Annotated in this window: 10 protein-coding genes; 6 read left to right on the plus strand and 4 right to left on the minus strand. The window is 64.9% G+C overall.

All coding sequences use genetic code 11. The annotated features are described in order from the left end of the window. Positions 1–11 precede the first annotated feature (11 nt). On the minus strand, positions 12–1,232 hold the full coding sequence (locus ACNQPB_RS12750; protein WP_498752189.1) for a sarcosine oxidase subunit beta family protein: 1,221 nt from the start codon (positions 1,230–1,232) through the stop codon (positions 12–14). Beyond that, positions 1,229–2,569: a serine hydroxymethyltransferase gene (glyA, locus tag ACNQPB_RS12755; RefSeq protein WP_498752190.1), complete on the minus strand. Its 1,341-nt coding sequence runs from the start codon at positions 2,567–2,569 to the stop codon at positions 1,229–1,231. The genes ACNQPB_RS12750 and glyA overlap by 4 nt, the downstream gene beginning before the upstream one ends. A gap of 151 nt (positions 2,570–2,720) precedes the next feature. Between glyA and ACNQPB_RS12760 the strand changes: the two genes are divergently transcribed. Then, positions 2,721–3,392: a GntR family transcriptional regulator gene (locus tag ACNQPB_RS12760; protein WP_498752192.1), complete on the plus strand. Its 672-nt coding sequence runs from the start codon at positions 2,721–2,723 to the stop codon at positions 3,390–3,392. A 335-nt stretch (positions 3,393–3,727) separates the two neighbouring features. Here the strand turns inward: ACNQPB_RS12760 and ACNQPB_RS12765 are convergent, their stop codons facing one another. Continuing rightward, the gene (locus ACNQPB_RS12765) at positions 3,728–4,321 is read right to left on the minus strand and encodes a hypothetical protein (protein WP_498752194.1); all 594 of its coding nucleotides are present in this window, start codon (positions 4,319–4,321) and stop codon (positions 3,728–3,730) included. Between the two features lie 193 nt (positions 4,322–4,514). Here ACNQPB_RS12765 and ACNQPB_RS12770 point away from each other — a divergent pair, with 193 nt between their 5' ends. Beyond that, positions 4,515–5,096, plus strand: a complete 582-nt coding sequence (locus ACNQPB_RS12770; RefSeq protein WP_498752195.1) for a GNAT family N-acetyltransferase — start codon at positions 4,515–4,517, stop codon at positions 5,094–5,096. Between the two features lie 119 nt (positions 5,097–5,215). Beyond that, positions 5,216–6,025 (plus strand): IclR family transcriptional regulator, encoded by an 810-nt coding sequence (locus tag ACNQPB_RS12775; RefSeq protein WP_498752197.1) that lies wholly within the window; start codon positions 5,216–5,218, stop codon positions 6,023–6,025. 10 nt (positions 6,026–6,035) lie between these two features. Here the strand turns inward: ACNQPB_RS12775 and ACNQPB_RS12780 are convergent, their stop codons facing one another. Further along, on the minus strand, positions 6,036–6,968 hold the full coding sequence (locus ACNQPB_RS12780) for a LysR family transcriptional regulator (protein ID WP_498752222.1): 933 nt from the start codon (positions 6,966–6,968) through the stop codon (positions 6,036–6,038). A gap of 159 nt (positions 6,969–7,127) precedes the next feature. On the opposite strand from ACNQPB_RS12780, the gene ACNQPB_RS12785 reads away from it, so the two are divergent. From ACNQPB_RS12785 to fdhA, 3 genes are all read left to right on the plus strand, one after another. Continuing rightward, positions 7,128–8,432, plus strand: a complete 1,305-nt coding sequence (locus ACNQPB_RS12785; RefSeq protein ID WP_498752199.1) for an aromatic ring-hydroxylating oxygenase subunit alpha — start codon at positions 7,128–7,130, stop codon at positions 8,430–8,432. Continuing rightward, positions 8,429–9,844: a ferredoxin reductase gene (locus ACNQPB_RS12790; RefSeq protein WP_498752201.1), complete on the plus strand. Its 1,416-nt coding sequence runs from the start codon at positions 8,429–8,431 to the stop codon at positions 9,842–9,844. Before ACNQPB_RS12785 ends, ACNQPB_RS12790 begins: the two co-directional genes overlap by 4 nt. Positions 9,845–9,930: 86 nt before the next feature. Beyond that, entirely contained in the window at positions 9,931–11,145 is a 1,215-nt protein-coding gene (fdhA, locus tag ACNQPB_RS12795) for a formaldehyde dehydrogenase, glutathione-independent (RefSeq protein WP_498752202.1), read from the plus strand. Positions 11,146–11,471: the final 326 nt, after the last annotated feature.

The following is an 11,471-nucleotide window of genomic DNA, read 5'->3' on the forward strand; positions in this document are numbered from 1 at the left end:
TTTCCGCGGGGTCAGTGGGCGACGGCGGCAGCGCCGTGTTCGTCGATCAGGGCACCGGTCTCGAAGCGCTCCAGCGAGAACGGCTCGTTGAGCTTGTGCGGTGCGCCGGTGGCGATGGTGTGGGCGAAGGTCAGGCCGGCCGCGGGGGTTCCCTTGAAGCCGCCGGTACCCCAGCCGCAGTTGACGAACATGTTCTCCACCGGGGTGGTGCCGACGATCGGCGACGCGTCCATGGTGGTGTCCACGATTCCGCCCCAGGTCCGCAGCACGTGTGCCCGGGCGAAGATCGGGAAGAGTTCGACGGCGGCCGCCATCTGCTCCTCGATCACGTGGAAGGAGCCGCGCTGGCCGTAACCGTTGTAGGAGTCGACGCCGGCGCCCATCACCAGTTCGCCCTTGTGGGCCTGGGAGACGTAGACGTGCACGTGGTTGGACATGACCACCGTCGGGTGGACGGGTTCGTGCAGCTCGGAGACCAGGGCCTGCAGCGGGTGGGACTGGATGGGGAGGCGGAAGCCTGCCATCTCTGCCAGGACCGAGCTGTGGCCGGCCGCGCACAGGCCCACCTTTTCGGTGTTGATGGTGCCGCGGTTGGTCTTGACGCCCACCACGCGGTCGCCGTCCTTGACGAAGCCCTGGACCTCGCAGTTCTGGATGATGTCCACGCCCAATTCGTCGCACTTGCGGGCGAATGCCCACGCGACGTGGTCGTGCTTGGCGATGCCTGCGCGGGGCTGGTAGGTGGCGCCCATGACGGGGTAGCGGATGTTGTCGCTGACGTTCAGGATGGGGCAGAGTTCCTTGACCTGCTGCGGGTCCAGCCATTCGGCGTCGACACCGTTGAGCTTGTTCGCACCCACGCGGCGCATGCTTTCGCGCACGTCGCCCAGGGTGTGCGCCAGGTTCATGACGCCGCGCTGGCTGAACAGGAAGTCGTATTCGAGTTCTTCCGGCAGCACCTCCCAGAGCTTGAGCGCGTGCTCGTAGATGGCAGCGCTCTCGTCCCAGAGGTAGTTGGAACGGATGATGGTGGTGTTGCGGGCCATGTTGCCGCCGGCCAGCCAGCCCTTTTCCAGGACGGCGATGTTGGTCATGCCGTGGTTCTTCGCCAGGAAATACGCGGTGGCCAGGCCGTGCCCGCCGCCGCCCACAATCACGGCGTCGTACGAGGCCTTGGGCTCCGGGTTGCGCCAGAGGAAGTCCGGGTGCTCCGGGAGGTGGTCTGCGCTCACTGGGCTGCTCCAATCATTTCTGCTGCGAGTTCGGTGGCCGAACCAGCGGTGCCGAGGTGCGGGTAGAGGGGGAACTGTTCCGCCAGCGCGGTGACGCGTGCGCGGAGCTCGACGGCGGTGTCCTCACCCAGGGTGCCGTCGCCGGCGGCGGCGATGAGCGCCGTCGCGATGATGTCTGCGACTTCGGTGAATTCGCCGGCGGCGAAGCCGCGTGCGGCGAGTGCCGGGGTGCCCACGCGGAGACCGGAGGAAACCATCGGCGGGCGGGGGTCGAACGGGACGGCGTTGCGGTTCACGGTGATGCCGATGCGGTGCAGCGCGTCCTCACCCTGCTGGCCGTCGAGTTCGGAGTTGCGCAGGTCAACCAGGACCAGGTGGACGTCGGTGCCGCCGTTGACCACGGTGATGCCGGCTTCCGCGACGTCGTCCTGCAGGAGGCGGTCGGCGATGATCTTGGCGCCCTCGAGGACGCGTTCCTGGCGTTCCTTGAACTCAGGCTCTGCGGCGAACTTGAAGGCTACGGCCTTGGCTGCGATCACGTGCTCCAGCGGGCCACCCTGCTGTCCGGGGAAGACTGCGCTGTTGATCTTCTTGGCGTATTCCTCCTTGGCGAGGATCACGCCGCCGCGCGGGCCGCCGAGGGTCTTGTGCGTGGTGGTGGTGACGACGTCGGCAAACGGCACCGGGTTCGGGTGCAGTCCTGCTGCCACCAGTCCGGCGAAGTGGGCCATGTCCACCATCAGGTAGGCGCCGACGAGGTCGGCGATGCGGCGGAATTCGGCGAAGTCCAGCTGCCGGGAGTAGGCGGACCAGCCGGCGACGATCAGCTTGGGCTTGTGCTCCAGTGCCAGGGCTTCCACCTCTGCCATGTCCACGCGCAGGTCCTCTTCACGGACGTGGTACGGAACCACGTTGTAGAGCTTGCCGGAGAAGTTGATGCGCATGCCGTGGGTCAGGTGGCCGCCGTGAGCCAGGTCCAGGCCCATGATGGTGTCGCCCGGGTTCAGCAGGGCGAACATGGCTGCTGCATTTGCCTGTGCACCGGAGTGCGGCTGGACGTTGGCGAACTCGGCGCCGAACAGGGCCTTCACGCGGTCAATAGCCAGCTGCTCGATCACATCGACGTGCTCGCAGCCGCCGTAGTAGCGCTTGCCCGGGTAGCCCTCGGCGTACTTGTTGGTCAGCACCGAGCCCTGGGCCTGCATCACGGCAGACGGAGCGAAGTTTTCGGAGGCGATCATTTCCAGGGTGGACTGCTGCCGGATGAGCTCCTGCGCAATCGCCTGATCGACTTCCGGGTCCGCAACGGCCAGCGGGCGGTTCAGCGGTTCAACCATGCTCTGCTCCTAAGGAATCTTCGTAGTCACCAACTGTTAGGCAACTGATATATCAGAACTGCAATCATGGTATGTTGTAAATCACAAGGTCGTCAACAGTCCACGGCGAGTCTTCTGGGCAAGGATTGAATGACTGCAAGCGGAGAGAGCAATGAGCACTGTTTTAGAAGCACTGGATTCGGGCCCACAGGGCGCATCCTTGGCCGAAAACGCCTATCTGCTCCTGCGGGACCGGCTCATCATGCTGGACATCAAGCCCGGCGATCCCATCAATGACGGCCAGATCGCCGGCGAACTCGGCATCGGCCGCACGCCGGTCCGCGAGGCCATCAAGCGCCTCGAAAGCGACCACCTGGTGGTCTCCTATCCGCGGCGCGGCACTTTCGCCACGGGCGTGGACATCACCCAACTTGCCGACATCTCGGAAATCCGCGAACTCCTGGAACCGCTGGCTGCCCGCCGTGCAGCACGCATGGCCGGGCCCAACCTCCGGCAGGAACTGCGCGACATCGCCGACACCATCGGCAAGCTGGAAGAGGGCAAGGCCGGGCAGTACGAGCTCATGCGCTACGACATCCAGGTCCACCGGCTCATCTACAAGGCTGCGGCCAATCCGCACCTGGAAGATGTGCTGATCCGCTATGACAACCTGGCCACCCGGATCTGGTGCTACATGCTCGAAAAGATGCCTTCGGTCACGGGGCACATTGCCGAGCACGTCGATCTACTCAACGCGATCGCCGACGGCGACGAAGAGAAGGCCGCAGCGCTGGCGCTGCACCACGTGACGAGCTTCGAGGAAACGGTCCGCAAGGTCCTGTAGGGCAAGGTCCCGCAGGTTAAGGTGCTGCAGGGCGAACCGTCACTTCCTGTTCGAACGGCTTGGCCACTTCACATTCATCAGCAGCAAGCCCAGCAGGAGTGCGTCAATCGTCATTATCGCGCCCAAGAGGTAAGCCCATCCGGCTATCATGCCCTTGGCACCTCCCCTCCGCACGTGACAATCCCCTGGCCTGAACCCCCAGCCACTCGTACCCCAGCCATCCGATTCATCCAAGTGTCCCACTACGGGTGCCAAACCGATACGGCCCGGACGAGGCAGGCGGGCCCGGCCGCCGCCGGGGATGCCGGAGCGGCCACGGGCCTGCCGGTGGCGGGTCAGCGCCCGCCGATCACTCCCTTCTCCACCGCCTTCGTGACGGCGTCCGCCTCGGCCTGAGTGAGTGTCCCGTCGCTCACGGCCTTGTCCAACCTCGCCTTGAGGGCGGCCGCCCGCTCCGCCTGGGCTTCGCTGCGGATCTCCTTCAACGCCGCGGTGACCTTGGCCTCGTCGATGCCGAGTTTCTCCGCCAGGGCCTTGGCCAAGGCAGCATCCCTCGCCGCACGGTCCGGCCTGGCGGCTTCCGTTGAGCCCTCCGCGGGCGGCGCCGAGGGCTTGTTGGCCTCACGGAACGCCTTGAGCGCTTCGGTCACTTTGGCTTCGTCGACCCCGAGCTTGCTGGCCAGGGCTGCAGCGAGCCGACCGCGGTCACCTTGGTGCCCGCCGTGCCGACCGAAGCCGCCGTGCCAGCCGAAGCCGCCACCCGCGGTGGTGCCGTCGGCGGGGGCGGTGCCTTCCGGCGTCGCGCCCGTCTCTGTTGCGCTGGGGCTGGGAGTGGTTGCCGCGGTCGCCATGCCGGTCACGCCGAGACCTGCGCCAAGGGCGAGGGCACCGGCCGCGACGCCGAGCGTGATTCTCTTTGTACTTGCCATGGATCGTCTCCTGATTTCCGCCGCGCGAACGGCTGTCTGGCCAGGTGGCAGTATGCCGCCCACTTCACTCTCGGCGCCCAAGTTCAACGGATGCTTTCCGGTAGCTGTAGTTTGCCTGTGAATGCGGCGCCCAAGCTGTGAAAGCGGTGGCTAGGATCGTTTTCAGGACGAGCTGCCGGGAGGACTCACCGACATGGCCATCGAAATCCGCCCCGCAAGACAATTCGAGGACGTCCGCATGCTCCTCGGACCCAAGCAGCGCGCGGATGCGAATGTGTGCTGGTGCCTGAGCTACCGCATCCCCGCGAAGCAGAACGTGGCCTTGCAGGGCGTGCGGCGCGGCGAGTTTGTCAGGCAGCTGCTCGCAGAGCAGGTACCGCCGGGGGTGATGGCGTACGACGGCGACGAGCCGGTCGGCTGGGCCGCCGTGCACCCGCGGGCGGACACCAGCTTCGCCCGGAGCAGGAAGATCCCGCAGGTGGACGAACTGCCGGTGTGGTCGGTGTGGTGCATCCGGGTGCGGCCCGGGCACCGCGGCCGGGGTATTTCGCACCGGCTCCTGGAGGGGGCGGTCGAATTCGCGCGCAGCAACGGGGCGCCGGCCATCGAAGGCTACCCGGTGGACAATGCGGGTGGCCGGGTGGACCTCACCATGGCCTATGTGGGCACCCGGAAACTGTTCGAAGAAGCGGGCTTCAGCAAGGCCTCGGACACGGATTCGGTAATCAACGGATTCCCGCGCGTGCTGATGAGGCTTGAGTTACGCGCGCGTTAACACAATGTAGCCCACGTCACACTTAGTGCCGGCGATCCACTAGGTTTGGAAGCGAGAGGGAACTACACAGAAGCCGTGGCGGGCAAGCCGGCCACGGAAACTACCTGAAAGTATGGAGCATGGTTTCGAACGTTGAGCCCGATACGGATACCGAGGCTGCAGCCGGGCAGCACGGAGGCGTGCAGTCCGTGGACCGGGCACTCGAAATCCTGGAGATCCTGGCCAGGGACGGCCATGCCGGAGTGAGCGAAATCGCCGAGGAGATGGGCATCCACAAATCCACGGTGTCCCGGCTGATGGGTTCCCTGGTGGGCCGGGATATGGTCCACCAGAACAGCGAACGCGGAAAGTACCAGCTGGGCTTCGGAATCCTCCGCCTGGCCAGTTCCATCCCGGGCCGCCTGAGCCTGGTGCGGGAAGCACGCCCGGTCCTGGAAGCCCTCGCCGAGGAATTCAAGGAAACCGTGAACCTCGCCGTGCTGCGCTCCAACTATGCCGTCAACGTGGACCAGGCGATGGGCCCGTCCACATTGGCCACCTACGACTGGGTGGGCAGCCTGACGCCGCTGCATGCCACATCCAGCGGCAAGGTCCTCCTTGCCGCACTTCCGGCGGACGAACGGGACCGCATCCTGAAGGAGACCGGCCTTCCGCCCCGCACACCCCGGACCATCACGGACAGGACAACGCTCGAAACCGAGTTGCTTGACGTCGCCCGCCAGGGTTTTGGCGTGGTGAGGGAGGAATTCGAGATCGGGATCACCTCGATGTCGGTCCCGGTCTACAACCACTTGGGCGCCGTCATCGGGGCCGTCAGCATCTCCGGACCCGCCTTCCGCTTCGACCCGGAAAAGGAGCCGGGACTCCTGGACGGGCTGAAAGAAGCCGGGCTGAAGATCAGCGCCAACATGGGCTACGTCCGGAGGTAGTGCCCTACGGCTAGAGATCCTCTTCGAGACGCTCGTTGAGGATCCGATTGGCGTTAACCTGCAGGATGCCGAGCGATTCCTGGATCAGGGGCGAGGCGATGCTGCCCCTGCGCACCGCGGCGATAATGCGGCGCACAGGTTTCGCTTTGCCTGTAATACGTAGTCGAACCACGTTCTCCGCACCGCGCAAGGGTGCCAGCCGTGGCAGCAGGCCGACGCCCAGCCCCGCACCCACGAACGCGATCTGCGTTTCCCATTCAACGGCCTCATGCGCAATCCGCGGCGTCACCCCGACTGTCGTGAACGCCGCGGTGAAGAGGGAATGGTAGGTGGAACCAGCGGCCTCCGTGATCCAAGGTTCCGATGCCAGCTCTTCAAGCGTCGCTGTTCCCCGTGATGCCAGCGGATGGTCAGCGGGAACGATCACGTCCAGCGGATCGTCGAGCAGAACTGTCTGCTCGAAGCGCGGATCGTCCTCACCGTAGCTATCGGATTGCATGGCGACAATGACCGCGAGGTCGATTCGCTCCGCAATCAACAAGTCGAAACAGCGGGCCGGGTCGGCCTCAAGAACCTGCACCTCCAGCAGGGGGCGTGTTGAGCGCAGGGTAGCGGCCAGCGGCGCGAGCAGCTGGGCGGCTGCAGTGGAGAATCCGCCGAGGCCAAAATGGGGCTGCACCTGGTCGCCGGCCTCCATGGCCGCGGCACGCAGGCTCTCCCATTGGGCAATGAGGGGATCCGAGCCCGCCACGAGAAAGCGGCCGGTGGCGGTCAGCCGTACACCCCGGCCGTCCTTCGTCAACAGCTGCATTCCAAGCACGCGCTGTAGCTCCCGCAATTGCGCGGAGACGGCGGACGGAGAGTAGCCCGTGAGTTCTGCGGTTGCGCCTATGGTGCCGCACCGGGCAAAAACCCGAAGGGTGATGAGCCTCGCATCGATCATGCATCTATTCTGCATGGTTATCTTCAAAATCTTGCGCTTTTGTTGCAGCTCAATCGTGCCTAATCTCATTCCTTAGAAAGCTATTGCGACGCCCGTCACATCCCCCGATTCGTGGTCGCCGCGCTTTGCCCCACTCACCCACGCCCCGGGAGGAAACCCATGACTGCTTCAGTGAACGTGCCCCTGAATTCACGCGGAAAGCTCGCTTCATCATTGCCCGCCGAGCAGCTGGCGGAAATCACGGCGTTGTTTGAGTTCCGGCGCACCGGTTACTCCCTCGATGCCCCCTTCTACACCGATCCCACGATCTTCAACCTCGACATGGAAGCCATTTTCGGCCAGCACTGGATCTTCGCAGCCAGCACCGCTGAACTGCCCGAGCCGGGGGACTACGTCACCGTCGACTATGGCCCCTACTCCCTGATTGTGCTGCGCAACGACGACGGCGGTGTGAACGTCCTGCACAACGTGTGCCGCCACCGCGGCGCCCGTGTCCTGACCGAAGCTGCCGGGTCGACCGGAAACCTGGTCTGCGGCTACCACTCCTGGACCTACTCCCCCGAGGGCAACCTGATCCACGCCTCCGCGCCCGGCGAAGCAAAATTCGACAAGAATTGCTTTGCCCTCAAGCGCGCCCACGGCCGCGAGGTTGCCGGACTCATCTTCGTCTGCATCGCGAACGAGCCGCCCACGGACTTCGACGAGACCTCCAAGATCTTCGAGCCCTACCTCGCGCCCCACGAACTGGCGAAGACGAAGATCGCCTACCAGCAGAACATCATCGAAGAGGGCAACTGGAAGCTCGTCATGGAGAACAACCGTGAGTGCTACCACTGCGATGGCCACCCCGAGCTCGCCTGCTCCCTCTTCCCCACCTGGGGCCTGACCGAGGGCCTCATCCCCACCCACCTTGAGGAAGTGTGGGATCGCAACAAGCAGGCCCAAGCCGACCTCGAGGACCGTTGCCGCCGTTACGGCCTTCCCTACGAGGTGGTCGAGGAACTCGACACCCGCATTGCGGGAATCCGCATTTCCCGGGAAGCGCTCGACGGAGATGGCGAGTCCTTCTCCGCCGACGGGCGCCGGCTCTCCAAGAAGCTGCTCGGTGACCTGCGCGATTTCCGCCTCGGCCGCTGCTCGATGCACCTGCAGCCCAATAGCTGGTTCCACTTCATGGGCGACCACGTCATCACCTTCGGCGTCTTCCCCATCAACGAGCACCAGACCCTCGTCCGGACCACTTGGCTGGTAGCCGACGACGCCGTGGAAGGCGTTGACTACGACCTGGACAAGCTCACCTACGTGTGGAAGCAGACGAACATCCAGGACAAGGCGTTCGTGGAGTTGTGCCAGCAGGGCGCTGCCAGCCCTGCCTACGAGCCCGGCCCCTACATGAAGAGCGAATACCAGGTCGAAGCATTCATCAACTGGTACACGCAGCGCGTGCAGGAGCACTTGGCATGATTGAGCTCCTCCCAGAAACGGCAATCCTGGAACCACAGCGCATCCGCGGTCTGGAGATGCCGTGGAACAGGGTGATGGGCGGCGCCGGGGTGCCCGCCCGCGCTGCCCACGCCCTGGGTCCCTGGCACCCGCAGGAATTCATGGCCGAATGCGTCGAGACCGTTCCCGAAGCCGGCGGCATCATGACCTTCGTCTTCCGCCGTTCCGACGGTGCGCCCCTGGCGTTCCGAGCCGGTCAGTACGTGAATGTCGCCTTCCCGGTGAACGGCGAGGAGCAAGAGCCGGTGGACCGCAGCTACTCGCTGTCCAGTTCGCCGACGCAGCCGTGGACCTTCAGCATCAGCGTCAAGCGCGACCCCACGGGCCTGGTCTCGCCGTGGGTCCACGAGAACGTCAAGCCCGGCACCGTGCTTGAGATGCTCGGACCGGTGGGGGCATTCCACCTGCCCGACGCCGACCGCCGGGCGCGGTACCTCCTGCTCGCTGCCGGCGCGGGCATCACCCCCATCATGTCGATGGTGCGGACCATCCACTCCCTGCCCGGACTGGCAGATGTCGCGGTGCTCTACCACGGCTCGGATGCCGGAGGCTTTGCCTTCGACCGGGAGTTGGCTCACATCGCCTCAGTGGATTCACGCTTCAAGGTCTTCTACTCCCTGGGCGACCGCGGCCGGCCCGACGACTGGGAAGGGCTCAGCGGAAGGCTGTCGGCGGCCATGCTCAGCGAGGTGGCCCCGGATGCCAACGGCCGACAGGTCTATGCCTGTGGTCCCGAGGGATACCTGAACGCCGCCACCGAGCTCCTGAAGGAGGTCGGCGTCGACGACACCTCCATCTACATGGAGTTCTTTTCGGGTGACCGCCAGACGCTCCTTGAGTACCAGTCGGAGCTCGCGATGGCCGCAGACATCGCAGAAGAAATCGCGGAGGAAATCGCCGATTCCGCCGAGGACTACTTCGAAAACCAGCCTGCCGCGTTCGGGCTCTACGAGCCTGGCTATGACGCCGACGGAACCCTGCCGGCCTCGGGGCTGCCGCTGGAAACCGTCGACCCGGACACCTCAGCCTCCGGCACCTCCGACGACAGCCTGGACGCGGAGCCGGAAGGCGGCTCCCCTGATGCCTCCAGCTTCAACACGGTCGGAACAGGCAGCCTCACCATGTCCTTCATGCGCACCGGCGTCAATGTGCGGATCGACCCCACCGAGCACATCCTCGAGGTGGCCCAGCGTGCAGGCGTGAGGATTGGCGCGAACTGCAAGGAAGGCATGTGCGGCTCTTGTAAAGTCGTCAAGCTTTCCGGAGAGGTCGAGATGAACCACCAGGGCGGGATCCGGGCACGGGAAATCTCTGCCGGCAAGTTCCTGCCCTGCTGCTCCACCGCGCAGACGGATCTGGTGATCGACGCCTGACGGCCCGAACGCCGTCGTTTGCCCCCATAGCGACGTGCACTGCACGTATCAATTGAGTCAATTCACTTCACGGAAAGAGCCATTCAATGTCAGGTAACAAGGCTGTTGCGTACAAGGCGCCAGGGATCGTGGAAATCATCGATACCCCGTTTCCCACTTTTGAACTGCAGGCCGGCCCCGGCGTCAATCCCATCAATGTCGGCCGGAAGGTCCCGCACGGGGTCATTCTGCGCACCGTGAGCACCAACATCTGCGGCTCGGACCAGCACATGGTTCGCGGTCGCACTACTGCGCCGGCTGGTCTTGTCCTGGGGCACGAGATCACCGGTGAAGTCATCGAGACCGGGCCGGACGTCGAGTTCATCAAAGTCGGGGACATCGTCTCGGTCCCCTTCAACATCTCCTGCGGACGTTGCCGGAACTGCAAGGAAGGTAAGACAGGAATCTGCCTGAACGTGAACCCGGACCGTCCCGGGTCCGCTTACGGCTATGTCGACATGGGCGGATGGGTAGGCGGGCAGGCGGAATACGTCCTGGTCCCCTACGCGGACTGGAACCTGTTGCGGTTCCCCGATCGGGACCAGGCGCTGGAGAAGATCATGGACCTGACCATGCTCTCGGACATCCTCCCGACCGGATTCCACGGAGCCGTCACGGCGGGTGTCGGCGTCGGGTCTACCGTCTATGTTGCCGGGGCCGGCCCGGTCGGACTTGCCGCGGCGGCCAGCGCCCAACTGCTGGGGGCGGCTGTGGTGATCGTAGGGGATCTCAATGAGGATCGCCTGGCCCAAGCCCGGTCCTTCGGCTGCGAAACGGTCAATGTGGCCAACGGCGACCCCGCTGACCAGATCGAGCAGCTCCTTGGCGTCCGAGAGGTCGACGCCGGCATCGACGCAGTCGGTTTCGAAGCCCGCGGACACGGACACGGGGCCCAGGAGGCGCCGGCCACCGTGCTCAATTCGCTGATGGACCTCACTGCCGCCGGCGGATCCGTGGGCATTCCCGGCCTTTATGTCACCGGGGATCCGGGTGCTGCGGACGAGGCGGCCAAGAAGGGAAGCCTGTCCCTGTCCTTGGGCACCGGCTGGGCGAAATCCCTCTCCTTCACGACTGGCCAGTGCCCGGTGATGAAGTACAACCGCCAGCTGATGATGGCGATCCTGCATGACAGGATCTCGATCGCCAAGGCGGTCAACGCCAAGTCCATTCCGCTCGAGGACGCCCCGCAGGGGTACGCGGAATTCGACGCCGGAGCCGCCACGAAGTATGTCCTGGACCCGAACGGTTACCTCAGCAACTAGTCAGAGGTAAAGCAGGTCTTCCTTACAGACAGGCCAGAGCGGTCGGTGTACCACCCGTGCCATGCCGGGTGGTGCACCGACCGCGTCGTCTTTAACGAAGGAACTACCCTGTCATTGCGGAGCGCATCCGCGAGAAGGCGGCAGACGCCCGCTGGTCAAGCCTCCCTCCAATCGAAAGACCCCCCTTATGCAAACTCCACGCAGGACCTCATTTTCATGAGTGTTGGACTGGGTATGCCGCTGGTGCGCGCGGACGGGGATGCCGGCAAGGGCGCCGTACCCCCGCCGCGCCCTCAAAGCGTCCCCGCAGGCCTGTTCGACGCCCA

This window comes from Curtobacterium sp. LFS079 (assembly GCF_047977865.1).
Taxonomy (GTDB): Bacteria; Actinomycetota; Actinomycetes; order Actinomycetales; family Micrococcaceae; genus Arthrobacter.

Excerpts from the sequence above, each read along its gene's own strand:
- ACNQPB_RS12780 (WP_498752222.1), bottom strand. The coding sequence starts at position 6,968 with ATGATCGATGCGAGGCTCATCACCCTTCGGGTTTTTGCCCGGTGCGGC.
- ACNQPB_RS12775 (WP_498752197.1), top strand. The coding sequence starts at position 5,216 with ATGGTTTCGAACGTTGAGCCCGATACGGATACCGAGGCTGCAGCCGGG.
- ACNQPB_RS12760 (WP_498752192.1), top strand. The coding sequence starts at position 2,721 with ATGAGCACTGTTTTAGAAGCACTGGATTCGGGCCCACAGGGCGCATCC.
- glyA (WP_498752190.1), bottom strand. The coding sequence starts at position 2,569 with ATGGTTGAACCGCTGAACCGCCCGCTGGCCGTTGCGGACCCGGAAGTC.
- ACNQPB_RS12790 (WP_498752201.1), top strand. The coding sequence starts at position 8,429 with ATGATTGAGCTCCTCCCAGAAACGGCAATCCTGGAACCACAGCGCATC.
- ACNQPB_RS12785 (WP_498752199.1), top strand. The coding sequence starts at position 7,128 with ATGACTGCTTCAGTGAACGTGCCCCTGAATTCACGCGGAAAGCTCGCT.
- ACNQPB_RS12770 (WP_498752195.1), top strand. The coding sequence starts at position 4,515 with ATGGCCATCGAAATCCGCCCCGCAAGACAATTCGAGGACGTCCGCATG.
- ACNQPB_RS12765 (WP_498752194.1), bottom strand. The coding sequence starts at position 4,321 with ATGGCAAGTACAAAGAGAATCACGCTCGGCGTCGCGGCCGGTGCCCTC.
- fdhA (WP_498752202.1), top strand. The coding sequence starts at position 9,931 with ATGTCAGGTAACAAGGCTGTTGCGTACAAGGCGCCAGGGATCGTGGAA.